At 61.3% G+C, this 23,466-nt stretch carries 26 protein-coding genes; 15 read left to right on the forward strand and 11 right to left on the reverse strand.

All coding sequences use genetic code 11. The features are described from left to right. Positions 1-21: 21 nt before the first annotated feature. From rfbF to E4P32_RS09130, 4 genes are read left to right on the forward strand one after another with little or no spacing between them, the layout of a single operon-like run. Complete coding sequence (rfbF, locus tag E4P32_RS09115; protein ID WP_116434656.1) at positions 22-798, forward strand: glucose-1-phosphate cytidylyltransferase; 777 nt, start codon at positions 22-24, stop codon at positions 796-798. A gap of 46 nt (positions 799-844) precedes the next feature. After that, positions 845-1,396: a dTDP-4-dehydrorhamnose 3,5-epimerase family protein gene (locus E4P32_RS09120; protein WP_116434492.1), complete on the forward strand. Its 552-nt coding sequence runs from the start codon at positions 845-847 to the stop codon at positions 1,394-1,396. Next, complete coding sequence (locus tag E4P32_RS09125) at positions 1,393-2,616, forward strand: class I SAM-dependent methyltransferase (RefSeq protein ID WP_116434491.1); 1,224 nt, start codon at positions 1,393-1,395, stop codon at positions 2,614-2,616. Before E4P32_RS09120 ends, E4P32_RS09125 begins: the two co-directional genes overlap by 4 nt. A 31-nt stretch (positions 2,617-2,647) precedes the next feature. Next, positions 2,648-4,297, forward strand: a complete 1,650-nt coding sequence (locus E4P32_RS09130; RefSeq protein ID WP_116434490.1) for a hypothetical protein — start codon at positions 2,648-2,650, stop codon at positions 4,295-4,297. 54 nt (positions 4,298-4,351) lie between these two features. On the opposite strand, the gene rfbD is transcribed toward E4P32_RS09130, so the two are convergent. The 6 genes from rfbD to rfbG are packed head-to-tail and all read right to left on the reverse strand — an operon-like array spanning position 4,352 to position 9,988. Next, positions 4,352-5,287, reverse strand: coding sequence for a dTDP-4-dehydrorhamnose reductase (gene rfbD / locus E4P32_RS09135; protein WP_116434489.1), 936 nt, complete (start codon positions 5,285-5,287; stop codon positions 4,352-4,354). Further along, on the reverse strand, positions 5,284-5,829 hold the full coding sequence (rfbC, locus tag E4P32_RS09140; RefSeq protein WP_116434488.1) for a dTDP-4-dehydrorhamnose 3,5-epimerase: 546 nt from the start codon (positions 5,827-5,829) through the stop codon (positions 5,284-5,286). The genes rfbD and rfbC overlap by 4 nt, the downstream gene beginning before the upstream one ends. An 8-nt stretch (positions 5,830-5,837) precedes the next feature. Continuing rightward, positions 5,838-6,743 (reverse strand): glucose-1-phosphate thymidylyltransferase RfbA, encoded by a 906-nt coding sequence (gene rfbA / locus E4P32_RS09145; protein WP_116434487.1) that lies wholly within the window; start codon positions 6,741-6,743, stop codon positions 5,838-5,840. Then, the gene (gene rfbB, locus E4P32_RS09150) at positions 6,740-7,807 is read right to left on the reverse strand and encodes a dTDP-glucose 4,6-dehydratase (RefSeq protein ID WP_116434486.1); all 1,068 of its coding nucleotides are present in this window, start codon (positions 7,805-7,807) and stop codon (positions 6,740-6,742) included. Before rfbB ends, rfbA begins: the two co-directional genes overlap by 4 nt. Positions 7,808-7,865: 58 nt before the next feature. Next, positions 7,866-8,876: a UDP-glucose 4-epimerase GalE gene (gene galE / locus E4P32_RS09155; protein WP_116434485.1), complete on the reverse strand. Its 1,011-nt coding sequence runs from the start codon at positions 8,874-8,876 to the stop codon at positions 7,866-7,868. Between the two features lie 32 nt (positions 8,877-8,908). Further along, positions 8,909-9,988 carry a CDP-glucose 4,6-dehydratase gene (rfbG, locus tag E4P32_RS09160; protein ID WP_116434484.1) on the reverse strand — a complete coding sequence of 360 codons (1,080 nt, stop codon included), beginning with the start codon at positions 9,986-9,988 and terminating at the stop codon, positions 8,909-8,911. 11 nt (positions 9,989-9,999) lie between these two features. On the opposite strand from rfbG, the gene E4P32_RS09165 reads away from it, so the two are divergent. After that, the gene (locus E4P32_RS09165) at positions 10,000-10,182 is read left to right on the forward strand and encodes a hypothetical protein (protein ID WP_116434483.1); all 183 of its coding nucleotides are present in this window, start codon (positions 10,000-10,002) and stop codon (positions 10,180-10,182) included. A 155-nt stretch (positions 10,183-10,337) separates the two neighbouring features. On the opposite strand, the gene ttcA is transcribed toward E4P32_RS09165, so the two are convergent. The 3 genes from ttcA to E4P32_RS09180 are packed head-to-tail and all read right to left on the reverse strand — an operon-like array spanning position 10,338 to position 12,541. Further along, positions 10,338-11,309 carry a tRNA 2-thiocytidine(32) synthetase TtcA gene (ttcA, locus tag E4P32_RS09170; RefSeq protein ID WP_116434482.1) on the reverse strand — a complete coding sequence of 324 codons (972 nt, stop codon included), beginning with the start codon at positions 11,307-11,309 and terminating at the stop codon, positions 10,338-10,340. Between the two features lie 23 nt (positions 11,310-11,332). Further along, the gene (locus tag E4P32_RS09175; protein WP_016835279.1) at positions 11,333-11,728 is read right to left on the reverse strand and encodes a dihydroneopterin aldolase; all 396 of its coding nucleotides are present in this window, start codon (positions 11,726-11,728) and stop codon (positions 11,333-11,335) included. Positions 11,729-11,767: 39 nt separating this feature from the next. Then, on the reverse strand, positions 11,768-12,541 hold the full coding sequence (locus E4P32_RS09180) for an SDR family oxidoreductase (protein ID WP_116434481.1): 774 nt from the start codon (positions 12,539-12,541) through the stop codon (positions 11,768-11,770). Positions 12,542-12,631: 90 nt separating this feature from the next. Here E4P32_RS09180 and E4P32_RS09185 point away from each other — a divergent pair, with 90 nt between their 5' ends. The 5 genes from E4P32_RS09185 to E4P32_RS09205 all read left to right on the forward strand — a co-directional run bounded on the left by E4P32_RS09185 (position 12,632) and on the right by E4P32_RS09205 (position 17,521). Beyond that, positions 12,632-13,777: an SAM-dependent methyltransferase gene (locus E4P32_RS09185; protein WP_116434480.1), complete on the forward strand. Its 1,146-nt coding sequence runs from the start codon at positions 12,632-12,634 to the stop codon at positions 13,775-13,777. Between the two features lie 13 nt (positions 13,778-13,790). Continuing rightward, positions 13,791-13,985, forward strand: coding sequence for a DUF2905 domain-containing protein (locus E4P32_RS09190; protein ID WP_053200312.1), 195 nt, complete (start codon positions 13,791-13,793; stop codon positions 13,983-13,985). Positions 13,986-13,994: 9 nt separating this feature from the next. Continuing rightward, positions 13,995-14,651: a response regulator gene (locus tag E4P32_RS09195; RefSeq protein WP_116434479.1), complete on the forward strand. Its 657-nt coding sequence runs from the start codon at positions 13,995-13,997 to the stop codon at positions 14,649-14,651. Further along, a complete protein-coding gene (locus E4P32_RS09200) occupies positions 14,648-15,952 on the forward strand; it encodes an ATP-binding protein (RefSeq protein ID WP_116434478.1) in 1,305 nt (434 codons plus the stop codon). The genes E4P32_RS09195 and E4P32_RS09200 overlap by 4 nt, the downstream gene beginning before the upstream one ends. Before the next feature lie 90 nt (positions 15,953-16,042). Continuing rightward, the gene (locus tag E4P32_RS09205; protein ID WP_116434477.1) at positions 16,043-17,521 is read left to right on the forward strand and encodes a DegQ family serine endoprotease; all 1,479 of its coding nucleotides are present in this window, start codon (positions 16,043-16,045) and stop codon (positions 17,519-17,521) included. A 65-nt stretch (positions 17,522-17,586) separates the two neighbouring features. Here the strand turns inward: E4P32_RS09205 and kefC are convergent, their stop codons facing one another. Beyond that, a complete protein-coding gene (gene kefC, locus E4P32_RS09210) occupies positions 17,587-19,386 on the reverse strand; it encodes a glutathione-regulated potassium-efflux system protein KefC (RefSeq protein WP_116434476.1) in 1,800 nt (599 codons plus the stop codon). Positions 19,387-19,407: 21 nt separating this feature from the next. Then, positions 19,408-19,989: an NAD(P)H-dependent oxidoreductase gene (locus E4P32_RS09215; RefSeq protein WP_116434475.1), complete on the reverse strand. Its 582-nt coding sequence runs from the start codon at positions 19,987-19,989 to the stop codon at positions 19,408-19,410. A gap of 279 nt (positions 19,990-20,268) precedes the next feature. On the opposite strand from E4P32_RS09215, the gene E4P32_RS09220 reads away from it, so the two are divergent. The 5 genes from E4P32_RS09220 to E4P32_RS09240 all read left to right on the forward strand — a co-directional run bounded on the left by E4P32_RS09220 (position 20,269) and on the right by E4P32_RS09240 (position 23,408). Continuing rightward, the gene (locus tag E4P32_RS09220; RefSeq protein ID WP_116434474.1) at positions 20,269-21,333 is read left to right on the forward strand and encodes a type 1 glutamine amidotransferase; all 1,065 of its coding nucleotides are present in this window, start codon (positions 20,269-20,271) and stop codon (positions 21,331-21,333) included. Positions 21,334-21,523: 190 nt separating this feature from the next. Further along, entirely contained in the window at positions 21,524-21,829 is a 306-nt protein-coding gene (locus tag E4P32_RS09225) for a DUF883 family protein (RefSeq protein ID WP_116434473.1), read from the forward strand. A 17-nt stretch (positions 21,830-21,846) separates the two neighbouring features. Then, positions 21,847-22,239, forward strand: a complete 393-nt coding sequence (locus E4P32_RS09230) for a phage holin family protein (protein WP_116434472.1) — start codon at positions 21,847-21,849, stop codon at positions 22,237-22,239. A 22-nt stretch (positions 22,240-22,261) separates the two neighbouring features. Continuing rightward, positions 22,262-22,678 (forward strand): hypothetical protein, encoded by a 417-nt coding sequence (locus tag E4P32_RS09235; RefSeq protein WP_116434471.1) that lies wholly within the window; start codon positions 22,262-22,264, stop codon positions 22,676-22,678. A gap of 73 nt (positions 22,679-22,751) precedes the next feature. Beyond that, entirely contained in the window at positions 22,752-23,408 is a 657-nt protein-coding gene (locus tag E4P32_RS09240; protein WP_116434470.1) for an OmpA family protein, read from the forward strand. The last annotated feature ends 58 nt before the right edge of the window (positions 23,409-23,466 follow it).

The following is a 23,466-nucleotide window of genomic DNA, read 5'->3' on the forward strand; positions in this document are numbered from 1 at the left end:
GACCTATGTTTGGGGGTGTTCGTGAAAGTTGTGATTTTGGCAGGCGGTATGGGAACGCGTCTCGGCGAAGAGACTGATGTCCGTCCGAAACCATTGGTGGAAATCGGCGGCAAGCCCATCCTGTGGCACATCATGAAGAGCTATTCGCACTTCGGTTTCAACGAATTCGTGATCCTGCTCGGCTACAAGGGCTACCTGATCAAGGAATATTTCGCCAACTATTTCCTGCATCAAGGCGATATCACGATCGACCTGAGCGACAACAAGATCGAGGTGCATCGCAACAAGTCCGAGCCGTGGAAGATCACGCTGCTGGAGACCGGCCTGCATACGCAAACCGGCGGTCGCCTGCTGGCGGCGCGCGATTACCTCGGCGAACAGGACTTCATGCTGACCTATGGCGACGGTGTGGCCGACGTCGACATCACTGCACTGCTTGCCCACCACCAGCAACACAAGGCGGTCGTGACCATGACAACTGTCCAGCCGGAGGCGCGTTTCGGCATGGTCAACACCGATGAAAACGGGTATATCAACGACTTCCGCGAAAAGCCGCCCGGCGACATGGGGTGGATCAACGGTGGTTTCATGGTGTGTCGCGCTGGCGTATTCGACTATCTGAAAAATGGGGAATCCACCATTTTCGAGCAGGCTCCACTGGAAAATATCGCCCGCGACGGCATGCTGCTGAACTGGCAGCATCACGGATTCTGGAAGTGCATGGACACCCTGCGCGACAAGAACCAGCTCAACCAGCTGTGGGACAGCGGCGCAGCGCAATGGAAAAAATGGGCGTGAGGATGGATGCAAGGGCGGGCGCAAGAACAGACATGAGTCGGCGCCCATGAAAACGATCGCCACCGACATTGCCGGCGTGCTGCTGGTCGAAACCGATCGCCGCCGCGACGAGCGCGGCGGCTTTGCCCGCTGGTTTTGCGACACCGACCTGGCCGACGCGCTGCAGGGCGCCGTCATCCGCCAGATCAATCATTCCCATACGGTACAGCGCGGCAGCGTGCGCGGCATGCATTTCCAGCACGCGCCGCATGCCGAGAAAAAAATCATCCGCTGCCTCACCGGCAAGATCTTCGACGTGGTCGTCGACCTGCGCCGCGGTTCGCCGACCTTCCTGGCCTGGCGCGGGTTTGAACTCGAAGCGGGAGACGACCGCGCCTTGCTGATTCCGGAAGGTTGCGCCCATGGTTTCCAGGCGCTGACCGACGAAGTGCAGATGCTCTACCTGCACACCGCCCCTTACATACCTGCGGCCGAAGGCGCGCTGCGTCATGACGATCCGCGTATCGCCATTGCGTGGCCATTGCCGCCGCAAAACCTGTCCGAACGCGATCTTCAGCACCCATTGCTGAGCGCCGATTTCTCCGGGATAACTTCATGAAATGCCGTCATTGCCAAACCGGGTTGCACGATACCTTCATCGACCTCGGTTTCTCGCCGCCGTCCAACGCCTACCTGCGCCAGGAAGATTTGCTGCGCCCAGAGACGTATTACCCGCTGCGCGTGATGGTATGCCGCTCGTGCTGGCTGGTGCAGACCGAAGACTATGCGCATTACGACCAGCTGTTTGAATCGGACTATGCATATTTCTCGTCGACCTCGACCACCTGGCTCAAGCACGCCGCCGACTACGTCGACATGATCGTCGGCCGCCTCGGCCTCGGCAAGGATTCCAAGGTAGTGGAGCTGGCCGCCAACGACGGCTATCTGCTGCAGTACGTGCAGCAGCGCGGCATCCCTTGCCTCGGCGTCGAGCCGACCACCAGCACCGCCGATGCAGCGCGCGCCAAGGGCATTCCCATCGTTGAAGAATTTTTCGGCGTCAAGCTGGCGCAGGAGATCGTCACGCGCGACGGCAAGGCCGACCTGATTGCCGCCAACAACGTGCTGGCGCATGTCCCGGACATCAATGATTTCCTCGGCGGCATAGCGGTGTTGCTGAAGGACGAAGGCACCATCACGATCGAGTTTCCGCATCTGTTGAACCTGATTGAACAGAGCCAGTTCGATACCATTTATCACGAGCATTTTTCCTACCTGGCGCTGGGCAGCGTTGACCGCATGATGCGCACGCTGGGTTTGCGCGTGTACGACGTGGATCAGATCCCGACGCACGGCGGCAGCCTGCGCGTGTACGCCTGCCACCTGAACGCAGCGCATCAGCCAGGCGCAACGCTGGCGCGTGTGCAGAAGCAGGAAAAGGATTTCGGACTGGAATCCATTGAGACGTATCAGGGATTTCAGGCCCGGGCCGAAGCCATCAAGCTGGGCCTGCTGGAATTCCTGCTGGAACAGAAGCGCGCGGGCAAGAAGGTGATGGCCTACGGCGCTGCCGCCAAAGGCAATACGCTGCTCAACTATTCCGGCGTGCATGCCGACCTGTTGTCGCTGGTGGCCGATGCCGCCGCTTCCAAACAGGATAAGTACATGCCGGGCAGTCACGTGCCCATCGTGACGCCGGCAGCTTTGCTGGCGGCGCGCCCGGATTACGTGCTGATCCTGCCGTGGAATCTTAAAACGGAAGTCGAAGCGCAGTTGGCCGAGATCCGCAGCTGGGGCGGGCGGTTCGTCATCGCCGTGCCGGATCTGCAGGTCTGGTAAGCACCCGAAAACAAAAAACACGACACGCGTCATGAGCATCTATCTCTATCAGATTTCCCGTCATCCCGAAGTCGGTTTTTTGTCATTGCAGGAAGGCGATCGTCCGGACTGGGGCGACTATGCGGCGATCCGCGCGTACTTCGTCAATGAGGTCGTCGACGAAGAGGCGCTGTACGGATTCTTTCCAGCCGGGTTTGCTGAACAGAGCGGCATCGCCGCCGCCGACATGGCGCAATTCGTCGAGCGTCATCCCGGTAACGACGCCTATCTGTTCGTACCGAACCAGCGAGACGCGACCTGTTTCCTGAATGTGTTCGAAGAAGCCGAGTTCCGCCATCCGGGCTTTCGCCAACTGGCGCAGGATTATCTGGACGCGGTCGGTCTGTCGCTTGATCTGCGCGAGTTCGTCACCGATTCCCGCGCCACTGCGCATACCGGCAACGTGCTGGCCAAGCCGGTGTTCTGGAAGACATGGTTCGACCTGTGCGAACAAGTCTTCGCACTGGCCGAGGCCGGTGATGGGCCGCTTGCCGCCGGTCTCAATGCGACTTCAGGCGACGCCTCGGCGCTTGCCCTGAAGGTATTGCTGACCGACCGCATTGCCTCGCTGGTGCTGGCGCTGGACCAGCAATTGCGCATCGCCGCGTTCGATCATGCAGCACGACCCTTGTCTGATCTTGCCTCGCTGGCTTACCGCGACAAGTTGCCGCAGCTCGATGCGATGAAGCGTGATTATCTTGCGACCGGCGACATCACCTTGATCGACAGTTTCCTGGCGCTGAGGAACAGCATCCTGCAATACACCGGAAACGCGCCGGCATCCCTGATTTCTCCTGCGCTGGCGGTCATCCCCGCACGTGATGCCGAACTGGTCTACGGCTGCATCACTCATGTCGAATTGCCGATCCGCTTCCCCGATTTCGTCACGCCGATTTACCTCGGCGAATCGCAGGCGCCCGGACGCTTGAACCTGCGCGAGCTGGCGCCGAAATGGGTGCCTTACCATCCCATCGTCGGCGGCATGGTGGGTAACTTTGCGCTGCGCAACTACATCCTTGAGCACCACCCCAAGGTCAAACGCATCGGTGTCTGCATGTACCGCAAGTTCATTTCGCGCGAGCGCATCAGCGGCGTGCCAGCGGAAGAAAACTGGATGATGGACGTGGTGTCGGACAAGGAACTGGAGCGTCAGACCTTCGACAGCATGCTCGATCCCGGCGCCGGTGACCTGCTGGTCGGCAAGACCTGCGGATTTCTCTCCGAAGGGCAAAGCGCCGGCTATCTCAAGCACTATGCGAGCGCGCATCATGTGGAGGACTTGCTGCGCTTCGCAGCGGCAGCGGTGGAGCTGGGTGTCCTGCACAGCCGTGAAGTGGAATTGTTTTTCGACGAGCGCGTGTTCTTCATGGGCGGCGTCGAACTGGGCGTGTTCCCGGCCGCATTCTGGCTCAAAAGCATTGCCGATATCGAAGCGGTGGCATGGGCTTGCGTGCAGCGCTATGAGGTCAAACGCGAAGGTTATCAGTCGCGCGCCTGGGCGTTCTGCGCCGAGCGGCTCGGCAGCTATTTGCTGTTGCGCTACTTGCGCTCGATCTGCGGCGGCGATAACTTCGAACAGTACATGGGTCAGTTGAACCTGATTACCCGCGGCGACCAGACGCTGTACGTACCGAGTAACTGACGCATTCATTTTCTTCCCGCGCGATTGCCTGCCGGAAGAAAACTCTCATCGTCTTCACACCAGCTTGCGCCCCTCGGCCAGGCCATACTCCCGCACGATATCTTCAAGGCAAGCCGCGACGTCCGTCTGCCATGGCGGCATCGTCACGCCGAAAGTCGACGCCAGCTTTGCACCCGACAGACGCGAATTCTTGGGGCGATGCGGCGGCACCGGATAGGTACTGGACGGCACCGGCGTGATCACGGCGGTGCCGCCGACCTTGACCGGTACATTCAGCGCCTGCAACTGATCGACAATGAACGAGGCGTAGCCGTGCCAGGATGTTTCGCCGGCGGCGGTCAGGTGATAGATGCCACTGGTGTCGCGTACACGATCGGGAGAAATCTGTGCATCCCCATTGAGCAGCAAGCGGGTGGTCACGTCGCTGATGGTCTTCGACCAGGTCGGGGCACCGAACTGGTCGCCGACGATGGTGAATTTTTCCTGTTCCTGCGCCAGGCGGATCACGGTCTTGAGGAAGTTGCCGCCGCCGACGCTGTAGACCCAGCTGGTGCGCAGGATCCAGTAGGCTTCGCAGTGGCGGGCGATGGCTTCTTCGCCGGCGCATTTGCTCTGGCCGTAGACGTTGATCGGATGGGTCTTGTCGTCCTCGTCGTACGGTGTGTCCTTGGTGCCGTCGAAGACGTAGTCGGTTGAGTAGTGCACCAGCGGCGCGCCGAGCCGGTGGGCTTCTTCGGCAATCACGCCGGGCGCTTCGCCATTGATGCGCGTGGCCAGCTCCGGTTCGCTTTCGGCTTTCACCACTGCGGTGTAGGCCGCCGGGTTGATGATCAGGTCGGGGCGTGCGGCGCGGATCGCATCGCGCACCTGGTCCAGGTCGGCAAGATTCATCTGCGCGCGCGAGAGCGAGATGATTTCGGCCTTGCCTTGCAGGCTCAGCGCCAGTTCGTTGCCGATCTGGCCGCTCTGGCCGGTCAACAGTATCTTCATGCGAACACTTCGGCGTCGGCCAGCAGTTTCCCTTGTACGTCCTTGGCCGACAGCGCCGGTGTGCCTTCGATGCCCCAGTCAATGCCTATGGCGGGATCATTCCAGAGGATGCAGCGTTCATGCTCCGCCATCCAGTAGTCCGTCGTCTTGTACAGGAATTCTGCATATTCGCTGCGCACCAGGAAACCATGCGCAAAGCCGGCCGGTATCCACATCTGCAACTTGTTTTCCGCCGACAGGATGGTGCCGGTCCATTTGCCGAAGGTCGGCGAATTCTTGCGCACGTCGACAGCGATGTCGAGTACCTCACCGGCGGTCACGCGCACCAGCTTGCCCTGCGGATGCTGGATCTGGTAGTGCAGTCCGCGCAAGACATTACGCCCCGAACGCGAATGATTGTCTTGCACGAAGTCTGCGGTGATGCCCGTCAGTTCGGCAAAGCGACGGGTGTTGAAACTTTCGAAGAAGAAGCCTCGGGAGTCGCCGAATACGGTGGGCTCGACAACCATGACGTCGGGAATGCCGGTAGGAATAATTTTCATCTTGGTGCTCAGTAACTCATGTCGGTCAGGAGATGCAGCAGGTATTGGCCGTATGCGTTTTTCTTTAGCGGCGCCGCCAGCTTTTCCAGTTGCGCGGCATCGATATAGCCGCGTCGATAGGCGATTTCTTCAGGGCAAGCCACTTTCAGGCCCTGGCGTTTTTCGATGGTCGCAATGAATTGGCCGGCTTCCAACAGCGAATCGTGGGTGCCGGTATCGAGCCAGGCGATGCCGCGCCCCATCAATTCAACCTGCAACTGGTTGCGATTGAGATAGGCGCTGTTGACGTCGGTGATTTCGAGTTCGCCACGCGCCGAAGGAGCGATGCCGCTCGCGATGTCGCACACCTGATTATCGTAGAAATACAGGCCGGTGACGGCGTAGTTCGATTTCGGCTGCGACGGCTTTTCCACGATGCTGACGGCGCGTCGATGTTGGTCAAACTCGACCACGCCATAACGCTCCGGATCGTTGACATGGTAGGCGAAAATCGTTGCACCGTCTGTCGAAGCCGAAGCAGCGCGCAATTGCGTTTCGAACTCGCGGCCGTAGAAGATGTTGTCGCCGAGAATCAACGCGGACGGCGCATTGTCGATGAAGCTACGGCCGATGATGAAGGCCTGCGCGAGGCCGTCCGGCGAGGGTTGCACCGCGTAGCTCAGGTTCAGACCCCATTGATGGCCGTCACCCAGCAGTTCGGTGAAGCGAGGGGTATCCTGCGGCGTGGAAATGATCAGGATGTCGCGGATGCCCGCCAGCATCAGGCTGGTCAGCGGGTAGTACACCATCGGCTTGTCGTAGATCGGCATGAGCTGCTTGGAGATCACCGTGGTCGCCGGATACAGGCGCGTGCCCGAGCCGCCGGCGAGGATGATGCCTTTGCGTTCGGGCTGGGTGCGTACTGCTGAGGTCATGATTTTTCCTTGCTGCCGTATTGGAGTTCCAGCCATTTCAGGTAGCCGCCCGAGCGCACATTGTCGACCCATTGCGGATTGTCGAGATACCAGCGTACGGTTTTGGCGATGCCGGTTTCAAAGGTTTCAGCCGGTTTCCAATCCAGTTCGCGCTCGAGTTTGCGGGCGTCAATGGCGTAGCGCCGGTCGTGGCCGGGGCGGTCCTGTACGAAGGTGATCTGATCGCGATAGCTGCCTGTGGCCTTGGGCTTGAGCTCGTCGAGGATCTCGCACAGGGTATGCACGACGTCGAGATTGGCCTTTTCGTTCCAGCCGCCGATGTTGTAGGTCTCGCCCGGCACTCCGCGGGCCAGCACTTCGCGGATCGCGTTGCAATGGTCGCCGACGAACAGCCAGTCGCGGATCTGCTGGCCGTCACCGTAGATCGGCAGCGGCTTGCCGTCGAGCGCATTCAGGATCACCAGCGGGATCAGCTTTTCAGGGAAGTGATAGGGACCGTAATTATTGGAACAATTGGTGGTCAGCGTCGGCAAGCCATAGGTGTGATGGTAGGCGCGCACCAGATGGTCCGAAGCGGCTTTGGACGCCGAATAGGGACTGTTGGGCGCATACGGCGTGGTCTCGCTGAACGGCGCGTCGTCCGGGCCGAGTGTTCCGTAGACTTCATCTGTCGAGACGTGCAGGAATCGGAAATCTTCTTTGGCGCCCGCAGGAAGCGCAGACCAGTAAGTCCGGGCTGCTTCCAGCAAGGTGAACGTGCCGTTGACGTTGGTGTGAATGAACTCGCCGGGACTGTGAATCGAGCGGTCAACGTGGCTTTCGGCGGCAAAATGCAAAATCGCGCGCGGCTGGTGTTGTTCAAACAAGGCATCGATCGTTACGCGATCGGCGATGTCGGCCTGCACGAAGTGATATTGCGGGTTGCCGTCCAGGCTGCTCAGGTTGTAGGGATTGCCGGCATAGGTCAGCTTGTCGATGTTGAGCACATGCTCGTCATTGCGCGACAGATAGTCGAGGATGAAATTGCTGCCGATGAAACCGGCGCCACCTGTTACAAATATCATAATTAATCAATCGTTTGTTCGTCTCGTTAGGCCTTGTTTTGGACCTCGCAGGCAAGAATCATACGCGAAAGCCATTCGGATTGGCTACTTGCCAGCGCCAGCTGTCAGCACACATGGTTTCCAGCGAACGCGCCGCTTTCCATCCAAGTGCAGATTTTGCGAGCGTCGTGTCGGCATAGCATGATGCAATGTCGCCAGGCCGGCGTTCGGCGATCTGGAACGGCAGTGTTTTTCCACACGCCTGTTCGAATGCCTTGACGACGTCCAACACGCTGTAGCCGATTCCTGTACCGAGATTGACGGCAAAGCATTGCGGCTTTTCAAGGTACTCAAGAGCGTTGAGATGGCCGACGGCCAGATCGACGACATGGATGAAGTCGCGCACGCCGGTACCGTCCGGGGTGTCATAGTCGCCGCCCCAGATGTTCAGTTTGTCGAGTTTCCCGATGGCGACCTGAGCGACGAACGGCATCAGGTTATTCGGAATGCCTTGTGGGTCTTCGCCGATCAGGCCGCTTTCGTGCGCGCCGACTGGATTGAAATAGCGCAGCAGGGCGATACGCCAATCGGGATGCGCGATATGAAAATCTCGCAGCATGTCCTCGATCATGATCTTGCTGCGACCATAGGGATTGCTGGCTGAAAGCGGGTGCGATTCGGTCAGCGGAAGAAATTGCGGGGCGCCGTAGACCGTCGCCGAGGAGCTGAAGACCAGGGTTTTGACGTTTGCCGCTTGCATCGCTTCAAGGAGGCGGACGGTGCCGACGACGTTGTTGTCGTAATACTCCAGGGGTTTGGCAACGGATTCGCCGACTGCTTTCAGGCCTGCAAAATGAATGACTGCATCGCATTCATGGCCGCGCAACGCCTTTTCCAAGGCTGCGCGGTCGCGAATGTCGCCCTCCGCCAGCGTCAGCGTTTTACCGGTAATTTTTTCAACGCGCCGTACCGATTCGGGAAAGCTGTTGCAGAAATTGTCGAAGACGACGACCTGATGCCCGGCGTTGAGCAATTCCACGCAGGTGTGGGAGCCGATATAACCTGCGCCGCCTGTAACAAGAATATTCATCTTGACTTCACTTTTGAAGAACCAACAGAGAATTATGTCAGATTCTGGTAGAACTCAATCTGGCTTTCGCTCAGTGCACGCAAGTCTTCGTTGTTGATATAGCCGCCGTACCACTGCGCGGTCAGTTCCAGCGCGGTGTACAGCTCCATCTTGGGAATCCAGTCCAGCCGCTGGCGCGCCTTGGAAATGTCGAGGCGAAGGAAAGCGGCTTCGTGCGGTGCGCCGGCCTGGCTTTCGAGGCGCACTTCGACCGGCGGCACTTCGTTCTTTTGCAGCGAATGGTTGAAGGTCGCGCACAGCTGGCTGACCGTTTGCAGATCGGTGTCGGCCGGGCCGAAGTTCCAGCCTTCGGCGAACTGCTGGCCCGATTCATACAACTTTTGCGCCACTTGCAGGTAGCCCGACAACGGCTCCAGCACGAATTGCCACGGACGGATCGCATGCGGGTTGCGGATGCTGACAGCTTCTTCCTTTTCCAGCGCGCGGATGAAATCCGGAATCAGGCGGTCGTTGGCGAAGTCGCCGCCGCCGATGACGTTGCCGGCGCGCACGGTGGCGATCGCGGCCTGGGTGTCGCCGCCCTGCTGGAAGTACGAACGGCGGTACGCCGAGGTCACCAGTTCTGCCGCGCCTTTGCTGCTGCTGTACGGATCGTGGCCGCCCATCGGGTCGTCTTCGCGGTAGCCCCACAGCCATTCGCGGTTTTCATAGCATTTGTCGCTGGTCACCACGATCACCGAGCGTACGCTCGGCGAATGGCGCACGGCTTCCAGCACGTGGGCGGTGCCCATGACGTTGATGGCGAAGGTGTCGATCGGCGTGTTGTAGGAGTCGCGCACCAGCGGTTGCGCCGCCAGGTGGAACACCACGTCCGGCTGCACCGCTGCCATGGTGTCGCTCAGGTGTTTGAGGTCGCGCACGTCGCCGGTGGTGGTCTGGACGCAATTCTGGAGACGCGCCAGATGGAACAGGCTCGGATTGGTCGGCGCCGGCAACGAATAGCCGTAGACCTTGGCACCCCAACGGTGCAACCACAAGGTCAGCCAGCTACCTTTGAAGCCGGTATGGCCGGTGATGAATACGCGCTTGTCGCGCCAGAATTGTGCTGCCATCAAACTTCCTCATGCACGAAATAAGCAGTGTCGGCATGGGCAGAGGTGCGGATGGTGGTTCCATCACGGTGGCGGAAGGGTTGATCACCAACTTCCTTTCTGAGGCCCCCTGCGGCTGTCGCGACTTTCTTGATTTGATTGATATTGTGATTCTTCTGGGTATTGCCAAGGAGTACTGGAAATTACGCAGATGACGGTCAAATTAAATCATGGGGGGCAACTGCTTCAAGCGATGATCAGGAGGGTATTTGGCATCCAATCCGTGCAAATATGCGGTTTGTAAATAATTTTTTACACATAACGGCGCGCAAAGTGCGCCGTTATGCTTAACCGATATTTACTTTGCAAGTTAATCGCCGAGATGGAGGGAGATCACATTCTGCCCGGCAGGTGCGCCGGTCGAGCACGGATCTTCATCGAACGCGATGTCGCCGTTGGCGTCGGCTTCACCGGTGGCCTTGAGGTTGGCGAAGTCGAACAGATTGCGGTCCATCAGATGCGACGGGGCGACCGTCGAGAATGAGGCAAAGATGTTGTCGACGCGGCCCGGGTATTTCTTTTCCCATTCACGCATGAGGCCCTTGATCTGCTTGCGTTGCAGGTTTTCCTGGCTGCCGCACAGGTCGCATGGAATGATCGGGAATTCCTTGACCTCGGCGTAACGCGTGAGATCGGCTTCCTTCACATACGCGAGCGGACGGATGACGATCTGCTTGCCGTCGTCGGACTGCAGCTTGGGCGGCATGCCCTTGAGTTTGCCGCCGAAGAACATGTTCAGGAAAAAGGTTTCGAGGATATCGTCGCGATGATGCCCCAGGGCAATTTTTGTGGCGCCCAGTTCTGTTGCAACGCGGTACAGGATGCCGCGCCGCAAACGAGAACACAGCGCACAGGTGGTTTTACCTTCCGGGACCACGCGCTTGACGATGCTGTAGGTGTCCTGGTTTTCGATGTGGTACGCCACGCCCAGTTTTTCCAGATAGGCAGGCAGGATGTCGGCCGGGAAATTCGGCTGCTTCTGGTCCAGGTTCACCGCGATGATGTCGAAATGGATCGGCGCGCGTTCGCGCAGCGTCAGCAGGATGTCGAGCAGTGCGTAACTGTCCTTGCCGCCGGACAGGCAGACCATGATCTTGTCGCCGTCCTCGATCATGTTGTAGTCGCCGATGGCCTGGCCGGTCAGGCGGCACAGGCGCTTGTGCAGCTTGTTGTTTTCGTAGGCGAGCTTTTCCGCCTGCTTGACCGAGGGTGTGGTCTCGGCAATGTCAGGAGTGGCTGGGGCGCCTTCGGCGAGTTTGGCGGGTTCGAGCAAATCGTTCATCTTGGGTCCTGCAAATAGAGGGTTCAGAGTGCTTCTTTGACGCGGAAGACTTCCACGCCGACGGAGTCGCAATCGGGATAGACGTCAGGCTTCTCGGTGGAGACGCGGACGGCGCGCACCTTGGGATGCGCCAGCATGGCCTTGACGACGTCGTCGCACAAGGTTTCCTGCAAATGGATGTGACCCTGCGCCATGCGCTTGGCGATGGTGCTGCGGATGAAGTCATAGTCGACCACTTCCTGCAACTGGTCGTGTTCCGGGGTCGACATGGCCAGCGGGATGAACAGGTCGACGTTGATCAGGATGCGCTGCTCGCCCTTCTTCTCGAATTCGTGCACGCCGATGTTGATCAGCACTTCATAGTTGCGCAGGAACAGGCGGCGGCAATCGTTCAGTTCGGGATGGGAAAGAGAAAACATGGAATCCAGACAAGAGATAAATGTATAAAAACGAAACGCCTATTTGGCGAGGAACATCACGTCGCGTTGCAGCGGCACCAGGTGTTGGCCGCCGTCGACCAGGATCGTCGTGCCGGTGATCGCCTGCGCGGTGGCGACAAAGCAGACCGCTGCGGCGACGTCGTCCGGTGTGCTGCTCTTGCCCAGCGGCGTCACGCGATGGGCCTTCTGGAACCCGGCTTCGCTCTGGTCGCCCGAGACCATGGTGATGCCGGGCGCCACGCCGACTACCCGCACGCGCGGCGCCAGCGCCTGCGCCAGCAAGGTGGTGGCGCTTTGCAGCGCGGCCTTGGACAGCGTGTAAGACAGGAAATCGGGATTGGGATTGTACAGCTTCTGATCGAGCAGGTTGATCACCACGGCCTGGCGGCCTGCCGGCGTGGCGTCGTACAGGGCTTGCGCCAGCAGCACCGGAGCGCCGACGTTGGCGCGCATGTGGGCGTCCAGTGAATCCATCGAAAAGCTCTCGGCGCGGTCTTCGCGGAACAGTGAAGCGTTGTTCACCACGCACGCCACCGGCCCGAGCCGGCCGGCCTGGCGCACCAGTGTGCGCACGCCGGCCTCGTCGGCCAGTTCGCATTGGAGGGCGATGGCGCGACGGCCGAGTGCGGCGATCTCGGCGACCAGCGCCTGCGCCTCGGCCGCCGATTTGCCGTAATGCACGGCAATGTCCCAGCCGTCGCGCGCCAGTGCGAGCGCGATCGTGCGGCCGATGCGTTTGGCGGCGCCGGTGACGAGGGCAACTTGTTGTCGGGACGGAATCATGATGTTCATTTCGTGGTGGATGCCGGAGGGCCGAGCGCTGAATGACGACGGGTGCCAATTGCGAAGGCAGGGGCGGATTCAAATACAATACGCCCCATCATGCAACTGCAACTACCCGAACCCTCCGCCGACGCGCTTGCCGCTTCCCGTTCTCTCCAGCTCCTGATCGCCGACGATATCCGGCGCAATGGCGGCTGGATTTCGTTTGCACGCTATATGGAGCTGGTGCTGTATGCGCCCGCGCTGGGCTATTACAGCGGCGGCGCGGCCAAATTGGGCAAAGACGGTGATTTTACAACCGCACCGGAAATTTCGCCGCTTTTCGGCGCTACTTTGGCGCATTTGGCGACAGAATTGTTCCCACAGACCGGCGCGGCCATCATGGAGTTCGGTGCCGGCACCGGCAAACTGGCGTTCGACATCCTGAACGAGCTGCGCGCCGCCGGCAAGTTGCCTGATCACTACTACATCATTGAAATTTCGGCGCAGCTGCGCGCGCGGCAACAGGAAAAGCTGCGCGACTTCCCGCAAGTGCAGTGGCTGGACAGCCTGCCGCCGACGTTTTCCGGCGTGGTGATCGGCAATGAAGTACTCGACGCCATGCCGGTGCAACTGCTGGTGCGCGGTGAACGGGGCTGGCTCGAACGCGGCGTGGGGCTCGATGACGCAGGCGCCTTCACGTTCGCCGACCGCGTCGGCGATGCCGCCCTCGCGGCGCAGATTCCAGACGGCGATGCGCTGCCGGTCGGTTACCTGACTGAAGTCCATCCCATCGGCGCCGCCTTCATGCAATCGCTGGCGACAATGTTGCAGCACGGGAATGCTGCGTCGCTGCTGATCGATTACGGCTTCCCGGCGGCGGAATACTATTTCCCCGGACGCGCGCAGGGCACGCTGATGTGCCACTACCGCCACCATGCGCACGCCGATCCGTTTTACCTGCCGGGTTTGCAGGATGTCACCGCCCACGTCGACTTCACGGCAATGGCACGGGCGGCGATCGAAGGCGGCCTTGACGTGCTGGGCTACGCCAGCCAGGCGGGATTCCTGCTCAGCGCCGGCATTGGCGAACTGCTGCTGCGCACGTCGCCGGAACAAAGCGCACAATACCTGCCGCAATCCAACGCCGTGCAAAAGCTGATTTCGCCCGCTGAAATGGGCGAGTTGTTCAAGGTGCTCGCCGTGGGCAAGAACGTCGACTGGCCCGAGCGCCTGTTGACGCATGACCGCACTCACCGTTTATAACTACAGGATTCCCATGATTCGTTGGGTCGTCGTCATCTTCATCGCCGTCATCGTATTCTCCAGTCTGCTGCCGTGGCTGGAAAAACTCGGCATCGGCCGCCTGCCGGGCGACTTGCGCTTCAAATTGTTCGGTCGCGTGTTCTCGCTGCCGTTTGCATCGACCATCCTGATTTCGGCGGTGGTGTTTCTGCTGGCGCGCTTCCTGTAGGAGACCGCCATGCGCATCCTGCTGGTCGAAGATGATCTGATGGTGGGTGAAGCGGCGCGCAAGGGTTTGCGCCAGGACGGTTTCGCCGTCGACTGGGTGCAGGACGGCGTCGCAGCGGAACTCGCGCTGCGCCAGGAGGATTACGCGCTGGTGCTGCTCGACCTCGGGCTGCCGCAAAAGAACGGCCTGGCCGTGCTGCAGCAGTTGCGCGCGGCCGGCAACAAAGTGCCGGTGCTGATCGTCACCGCGCGCGACGCCGTTGCCGATCGCGTCGCCGGGCTGGATGCTGGCGCCGACGACTATCTGATCAAACCGTACGACCTCGAAGAACTCTCGGCTCGCATGCGCGCCTTGCTACGCCGCCAGGCGGGCCGCGCCGACAGCCTCATCCAGGTGCGCGACGTTAGCCTGAATCCGGCCACGCGCGAAGTCTTGCTGCAAGGCCAGCCGGTCGCACTGTCGGCGCGCGAATTCACGCTGTTGCAGGCCTTCCTGGATCGTCCGGGCGTGGTGCTGTCGCGCGCCCAGCTGGAAGAAAAGCTCTACGGTTGGGACGACAGCGTCGACAGCAATGCGATCGAAGTCCACATCCATTCCTTGCGCAAGAAGCTCGGCAGCGACTTCATCAAGAATGTGCGCGGGATCGGCTACCTGGTGCCCAAATGAATTCCATCCGACGACAACTGTTGCTGTGGCTGGCGCTCGGTCTGAGCGCCGGTATCCTTTTGGCCGGCATCGCGCTGTATTTCCAGGCGCGCGGCGAAGCCAATGAAATCTTCGATTACCAGATGCGCCAGATCGCCGCGTCGCTGCCGCGCCAGGCCTTTGCGCCGATCACGCCGGCCCAGGATGCGCCCGGCCTCGACGATGAAATCATGATGCAGATCTGGGACAGCACCGGCACCGTGATCTACCACTCGCACTCGCGCAGCGTGATGCCGCAGCAGGCCGAGCTCGGTTTCGCCGACGTCCCGGGACCGGGCGGCATGTGGCGCGTCTACAGTGCGCAGATCGGCAATACCGTGGCACAGGTGTCGCAGCCGCAGAGCGCACGCAAGCAGGTGGCGGCGCAGGCGGCGGTGAAGACGGTGATGCCCTTGCTGCTGCTGTTTCCCTTCCTCGGCGCGCTGATCTGGATCGCCGTCGGCCACGCGTTGGCGCCGGTGCGGCGCGCCGCCGCCGACGTGCAGTCGCGCGACATGCATACGCTGGCGCCGGTGGCCGATCACGGCCTGCCGCAGGAAATCCGGCCATTGACGCATGCTTTCAACGACCTGCTCGAACGCCTGCGCCAGGCCATGCAGACGCAGCGCGCCTTCGTCGCCGACGCCGCGCATGAGTTGCGCACGCCGCTGACGGCCCTGCGTTTGCAGGCACAATTGGCCGAGCGCGCCGGCGACGACGAAGAGCGTCGCGCCGCGTTCAACGATCTGCGTCACGGTCTCGAGCGCGCCACGCATCTGGTGCATCAATTGCTGACGCTGGCGCGCCAGGAGCCGGGCGTGCAGGAAATGGCGCCGCTGGAGCTGGCGCCGCTGCTGCGTAGCGTGGTGCAGGACTACGCGCCGCTGGCGGAACACAAGGGTGTCGATCTCGGCATGACCACGCAGGTGGCTGGCGCCGTCAATGCCAATGCCGACGCCTTGCGCATCCTGTTCGGCAACCTGTTGTCGAACGCGCTGCAATACAGCCCGTCCGACAGCGCCGTCGATGTCGCCATGCGGATGGAGGGCGACGAGTTGGTCGTCACCGTGGAAGATCGCGGTCCGGGCATTCCCGAGCAGGACCTGGAGCGCGTGTTCGATCGCTTCCACCGCGCCGCCAATGTGCTGCCATCACAGCCCGGCAGCGGTCTCGGCCTGGCCATCGTGCGCCAGATCGCTGATCTGCATGGTGCGCTTGTCCGTCTGGAGAATACCGGCACGGGCTTGCGTGTCGAGGTCCGTTTCACCAAAGCCAAGGTGTAACAGTTTGTTTCCTTAAGTCTGTCTTAATTTTCGCGACTTACGCTGCATTCCATCGGGTGGAGAAGCCACCTCTTTCGCAAGGAGTGCACCATGAATCGCCGTACCGTTTTCGTTCGCAATACGCTCGCCATCGCGCTGGCCGCCGTCGTCGGCGGCAGCTACGTGTACTTCCGCGGCGCTGAATTGCCGGCGGCGCAGGCCGCGATCCTGCCTGCGCCGGTAGCTGTTGCTGCTGGCGCTCCCACCGCCGTATCCGGATTGGCGACGCCGACCGATTTCTCCGGCATCGTCGAGCGCGCCGGTCCGGCGGTGGTCAACATCAGCGTCACCGGCAAGGCGAAGCGCGTATCCGACGATGCTTCCGACGACGCCGATCCCAACGATCCGTTTTCCGAATTCTTCAAGCGCTTCGGCCCGCAATTCCAGCAACAACCGCGCACGCCGCAGATCATGCGCGGCCTCGGCTCGGGCTTCATCATCAGCCCGGACGGCCTGATCCTGACCAATGCCCACGTCGTTGACGGCGCCCAGGAAGTCACGGTCAAGCTGACCGACCGCCGCGAGTTCAAGGCCAAGGTGCTGGGCGCCGACAAGCAGAGCGACATCGCCGTGATCCGCATCGCGGCCAAGGATCTGCCGACCGTGCAGATCGGCAATCCGGCGCTGATGAAGGTCGGCGAGCCGGTGCTGGCGATCGGCTCGCCCTACGGTTTCGACAACACCGCCACGGCCGGCATCGTCAGCGCCAAGTCGCGCGCCCTGCCGGACGACAATTACGTGCCGTTCATCCAGACCGACGTCGCCGTCAATCCCGGCAATTCGGGCGGCCCGCTGTTCAACTTGAAGGGCCAGGTGGTCGGCATCAACTCGCAGATCTACAGCCAGACCGGCGGCTATCAGGGCTTGTCGTTCTCGATCCCGATCGACGTTGCGATGAAGGTCGAGCAGCAACTGGTCCAGCACGGCAAGGTGACGCGCGGCCGTCTCGGCGTGTCGGTGCAGGAAGTCAACCAGGCGCTGGCGGAATCCTTCGGGCTGAAAAAGTCGGAAGGCGCACTGGTCAGTTCGGTCGAGAAGGCCAGTCCGGCCGAGAAGGCGGGCGTGCAACCGGGTGACGTGATCCTGCGCTTCAACGGCCAGGCCATCGATCACTCGGTGGACCTGCCGACGCTGGTGGCCGACACCGCGCCGGGCACCACGCAGAAGATCGACGTGATGCGCAACGGTGCGCTCAAGTCGCTCAACATCACGGTCGGCGAGCTGAAGCCGACCAAGGAAGCCGCAGCCAGCCGCAACGAGCCGCAGGGCCGGCTGGGACTGGCGGTGCGTCCGCTGGACAAGAACGAACAGCAACAGATCGGCGTGCATGGCGGTCTGCTGGTGGAAGACGTCAACGGTCCGGCGGCGGTGGCGGGCATCCAGAGCGGCGATGTGATCCTGTCCTTGAACGGCAATGCAGTGACCAGCGTGGAGCAACTGCGCAGTCTGGTGGGCAAGGCCGGCAAGAGCGTGGCGCTGCTGGTGGAGCGTGGCGACGACAAGATCTTCGTGCCGGTGTATCTGAACTAAATCGGTTGGCGCAATAAAAAAAGGCCGGGTCACAATAGCGTCCGGCCTTTTCTACATTTGCGACCTTAATCCCAGCGATGCTTGTCGCCATCGGTGATGGCGTCGTTGTCGCTGGCGAACATCGCCTCCAGCTCTTCGCGCGCCTGCACCGCCATCGATACCAGTTGCTGCTGATCCTTGTAATGCGGATACAGCTTGTGCAGCGTCTCGATGTTGTGGGCGCGGAATTTCATCGCGGCGCGGTGCGCGCGATACGAACCGAAATCCAGCTGGCGCAGTACCTGGCGGCCCATCTGCAACGCGCTCTCGAAGGTCTCGCGCTCAAGCACGGTGACGCCGCGGTCCATCAGATCGTACAAGTGCGTGACGTTGCGCGCGCGGGCTGCGATCTTCAGATGCGGGAAAGCGCGTTGCACGGCTTCCACCAGCTTCAGGCTGGCCGGCGCATCGTCGATGGCGATCACGATCAGGCGCGCCTTGTCGGCGCCCGCAGTGCGCAGCAGGTCGATGCGCGTGGCGTCGCCGTAGAACACCTTGAAGCCGAACTTGCGCAGCGATTCGATCTGATCGGGATCGTGGTCGAGAATGGTCAGGCCGATGCCGTTGGCGTGCAGCAGGCGGCCGACGATCTGGCCGAAGCGACCGAAGCCGGCGATGATCACCGGATTGTCCTGCGGCTCGATATCATCCTCCGGTTGCCTGCCGCGCGCCTGCAGGCGTGGCAATATCACGCGATCGTGCAGCAGCAGCAGCAGCGGCGTGATTACCATCGACAGCGCCACCACCACCACCAGGATCGACGAGATGCGCGGCGTCAGCACCTGCGCGGTGGCCGCCGCGCCGAACACCACGAAGGCGAACTCGCCGCCTTGCGATAGCAGGAAGGCAAAGAAGATTTGCTGGTCGCGCGGGATGCGGAAGCATTTCGCCAGTCCGTACAGCACGGCGGTCTTGATCACCAGGAAGCCCAGCACCATGCCGAGGATCAGCCAGGGTTGTTCAAGGAAGATGCCGAAGTCGACCGACATGCCGACGGCGATGAAGAACAGTCCCAGCAGCAATCCCTTGAACGGTTCGAGGTCGCTTTCGAGCGCGTGGCGGTATTCCGAATCGGCCAGCAGCACGCCGGCGAGGAAGGTGCCGAGCGCCATCGACATGCCCACCGATTGCATCAGCAGGCAGGTGGCGATCACCAGCAGCAGCGAGAACGCGGTGAAGATTTCGCGCATGTCGGTCTTGGCGATGATGCGCAGGATGGGGCGGATCAGGTAGCGGCCGCCGAAGATCAGCAGTGCAATCACGGCGACCACCTGCAGTGTGTGCAGCCAGCCCTGGCCGCTGCCTTGCGCCACCGCCACGCCCAGCAGCGGCACCGCCGCCATCATCGGGATCGCGGCGATATCCTGGAACAGCAGGATGGCGAATCCCGCAGAGCCGGCCGGCGTCGCCGTCAGCTTGCGCTCGCCCAGCGTCGCCAGCGCAATCGCGGTGGACGAGAGCGACATGCCGAGCGCGCCGATCAGCGCCACGCGCCAGTCGATGCCGACCGCCAGCGCCGCGCCGAACAGGCCGAGGCTGACCAGTCCGACCTGCGCGCTGCCCCAGCCGAAGATGTGCCGGCGCAGCGACCACAGCCGTTTCGGATCGAGCTCGAGGCCGATCAGGAACAGCAGCAGCACGACACCGAATTCGGAGAAGTGCAGGATGTCCTCGACTTCGCTGATCAGTCCCAGGCCCCAGGGACCGATGGCGATGCCGGCCAGCAGGTAGCCGAGTACGGCGCCCAGGCCGAGTTTCTTGGCAATGGGCACGGCGACGACCGCGGCCAGCAGGTAAATCAGCGGATGCAGCAGAGTTTGTTCCATGGTGTTCTTGTCGTCCTGGCGTTAACGGGGAGAGACGGCGGAGGATGATTCTGAGTCTGAGTCCGGCCAGTCCGGGTAGCTGTCGAGCAGGGCGCGGTAATTGGCCGCGTGCATGGTCATGGCGTCGTTGTCGATCTGGTGCGCACCGTGCAGCAAGTAGGGAGTTTTCCACTGCATGCCGCACAGCCGCGCGGTCTGCTGGTACGGCGGCAGGAAATCATCGAAGGTATGGCCGTGGCGCGCGCCCGGTTGATAGGACGTCTCATCGCCGCCGGTGCTGGCGACCAGCCAGAAGTCCTTGCCGCGCAAGGCGTCGCCGCCGGGACCGAAGGCCCAGCCGCGTTCCAGCACCAGGTCGGTCCATTCCTTTTGCAGCGCCGGCATGCTGTACCAGTGGATCGGATGATGGAACACGATCAGATCGGCTTCATGCAGCTGGGTCTGTTCGTATTCGACATCGATGTGGAAATCGGGATAGCACTCGTACAGGTCATGGATGCGCACGTTGGGCAGCGTGCGAGCGGCCTCGATCATGGCGCGGTTGGCGCGCGAGCGTTCGTGGGCCGGATGCGCATAGAGGATAAGAATGCGTGAAGTGGTCATGTAGGAGCTTGCCTGAGCAAGAAATAAGCCGGAAAGAAGTCGGAAACGATTGGAACATATATCACCGGTCTGTTGTCTGGATTATTGAAGAGGGACGAGAAAACGCCAGTCATCCTTGAATTGATTGCCGCGACTGCTGCAATTCATTCTTCGTCATTCTGTGAATCCTTGGTCCGCCAGCGACTGCCCAAAGCAATTCAATGCGCTTATACTTTGGCAATCCTGTTCGCGGACGCAGCACCTGGTCACAGCCATTGATAACAACCTAACATAGCCGCCATGTCCGATATTAGCGATTCCGAAGCCAATCAACCGAGTTCCCCACGACCGCCCCGTCCCGATGCACCTGCTGCTGCGACGCCGGCACAGGCACCGACAGCGGGCCAGCAGCAGCCAACAGCAGGGCAGCCGCAGCCAGCTGCTCAGCAATCACCTCAGCAGCCGCAGCAGCTGAATAATCCGCATCCGACCTATTCCCCGCCGCCGCCTGACACGCCTTGGGCGCAGACCTGGCGTTTGCTGGGGGCGCGCTTCAAGGCCATGTCCGACAAGGCCGGCCGCCGCATCATGCAGCGCACGCTCAAGATCGGCATCTCGGCGCGCATCTTCCATCCGGAAAACGGCGCCAAGGGTTTGCGCGGCAAGACGCTGCAATACCTGGAAGAGTCGATCGCGCAATGGGTCATGTCGCGCGACGTGCTGGTGTTCATGATCCCGACCGTCAACACCAACGGCCTGGTCCATCCCAGCAATATCCGTCTGCGCGACTACGCCAAGCATCTCGACGGCCTGGTGCTGCAAGGCGGCGCCGACGTCTCGCCGCAGAGCTACGCCGAGGCCGCCACGCGTCCCGAATGGAATGGCGACCGCGTGCGCGACATGTACGAGCTGGAATTGCTGCACGAATTCATTGAGGCCGGCAAACCGGTGTTGGGCATCTGCCGCGGTTGTCAGCTGATCAACGTCGCCTTCGGCGGCTCGCTGTACCAGGACATCGCTACCGACGTGCCGGCCGCGATCGCCCACGTCAACGACCTGTACGACAGCAACTATCACGAGCTCAAGTTCCCGCCCGGATCGACCCTGGCATCGCTGGTCAACACTCAGAACGCCGTGGTGAACTCCATCCATCACCAGGCCGTGAAGGACCTGGGGCGCGATCTGTCGATCGAGGCGGTGTCGGGCACCGACAACATCGTCGAGGCAATCCGTTATCGCAAGGCGCCGTTTGTGATGGGTTTGCAATGGCATCCGGAGTTCCACCGCGCCGGCGGGCCCGAGTTGCTCGATTGCATGCCTATTTTGGACAGTTTCCTGCGGACGGCGCGCGAAACGCGGTTTTGAACGTTTTTGCCGTTGCTGAAACTTATATAGAAGAAAGCTATCAAAATGAGCCTGCATTGCAGATCTTTTCCGGACTGCCTATGGCCCGGAATGATAGGCAACGGCGCGCTGACAACGGCGCCAATGCTCAGGCTCCCGCCCATTTAATCGCTTTCGTTCGCTTGAGCATTTAATCAATAGGAGAATCTCCATGACAAAGTCCGCCCTTAAAACAGTGAGAAACGATATGAAAACCCTCGTCAAAGATGCGCAAGAATTGTTCCGTGAAGCAGCTGCAGCCACCGGCGACAAAGCCGACGAACTGCGCAGCAAGGGCCTGACCATGCTGGAAGCAGCGGTCGAAGCGGCGCAAAACGCGCAAGCCGTGGCCATCGAAAAAGGCAAGGAAGTCGCTGCCGCCACCGACGACTACGTGCATGAAAACCCATGGCGCGCCGTGGCGATTTCGGCCGGCGTCGGCCTGTTGGTCGGCCTGGTCATCGGTCGCAGCAAGTAATCGGGCGCGCCGACACAATGGAGCATAAACACGTGCAGGCGGAGCCGGCCAATCCCGGTCTCACCGCCGGATTGCTGGGCATCGCCAGGAATCTGCTCGGGCTGATCATCAATCGCATCGAGCTGGCTTCACTGGAGCTGTCGGAAATTGGCGGCAACCTGGTGAAATTCCTGGTGCTGTTCACGCTGGCGGCGATTGCGGTCTGGTTCGCGATTGCGTTCTGGACCGTGCTGCTGGTGTTCCTGGCCTGGGATTCCTGGGGCTGGAAGATCCTCATCGTGCTCGGCGCGTTCTTCACCGTCGCTGCGGCGGCGATCGGCTGGTACGCCTTCGCGCTGCTGCGCAACGGCAAGCTGGCTTTGCCCGCCACCATGGCGGAGCTTCGCAAAGACCGCGACGCGCTGCTCTGACCTCAGGGGAAACGGGAAAATCATGCCTCAAACAGACTGGAAACCGGACGTCCCGCTGGAAGAACGCAAGCGCAAGCTGCTGGCGGAAGGCGCGCTGTTCCGTATCGGCATCATGCAGTCGCGTGGCATCGTGCGCGCCAACCTGAACGCCGAATCGCTGGCCAAGGGTGCCTTCAACCGCATCGTGGGCGCAGTGTCCTCTACCTTCAGCGGCGCCTTGTCGGGCAAAGGGGGCAGCAATCTGCAGTCGCTGTCGCCGCTGCTGATCGGCGGCATCTCGCTGCTGTCCAAGCGTTACCTGCGCAAGCCGCTGCTGTACGGTGCGGTGATCAGCGCGGGTGGGGCTTTCGCGTATTACCTGACGCGCCGCAAGGATCGCCAACAGGGCGTCGATGCTGGCGTTGACGCTGACGAAGCCTCCACACCTGACGGCGAATAGCGCCGCAGTTGGATCCAACACCATGCCCGCTGTTCAGCGGTGCAGTGGAATCACACGAATAAAGGAAATCATCATGCGTAAATTAACTCTCGGCGCGCTGGCGCTGACTCTGGCCGCAACCGGTTGTGCCGACATGACCGCCACCCAACGCGGCACGGCAACGGGGGCCGGCGTCGGCGCAGGCGTGGGCGGTATTCTCGGTGCTGCAACAGGCGGTGGCGGGGGTGGTCGTACGGCAGCCGGCGCAGCAATCGGCGCAGGTTTGGGGGCAGTGATCGGCAATGTCTGGTCGAACCGCATGGAGAACCAGAAGCGCGCCATGGAGCAGGCCACTCAGGGCACCGGCGTGCAAGTGACGCAGACCCAGGACAACCGCCTGAAGCTCGAGATCCCGAGCGATATCTCCTTCAATACCGGTCGCGCCGATATCCAGCCGAACTTCCGCGCCGTGCTGGATAAATTCGCCGCCACGCTCAATGAAAATCAGGCGACCACGGTGAACATCATCGGCCATACCGACAGCACCGGCAGCGACGCCGTCAATAATCCGCTGTCGATGGAGCGCGCAGCCCGTACGCGCGATTACCTGACTGCGCGCGGTGTTTCGCCGGGCCGCTTCCACATCGACGGACGTGGTTCGCATGAGCCGCTGGTGGACAACAACACCGAAGCAAACCGGGCCAGAAATCGCCGCGTTGAAATCTTCGTGGCGGAGCCGCAGCAGCGCTGATCCGGGTTTGTTGAGGCAATAAAAAAGCCCCGCATTGCGGGGCTTTTTCTATGGGTGC

Source organism: Herbaspirillum sp. 3R11, from assembly GCF_004563925.1.
GTDB lineage: Bacteria > Pseudomonadota > Gammaproteobacteria > Burkholderiales > Burkholderiaceae_D > Herbaspirillum.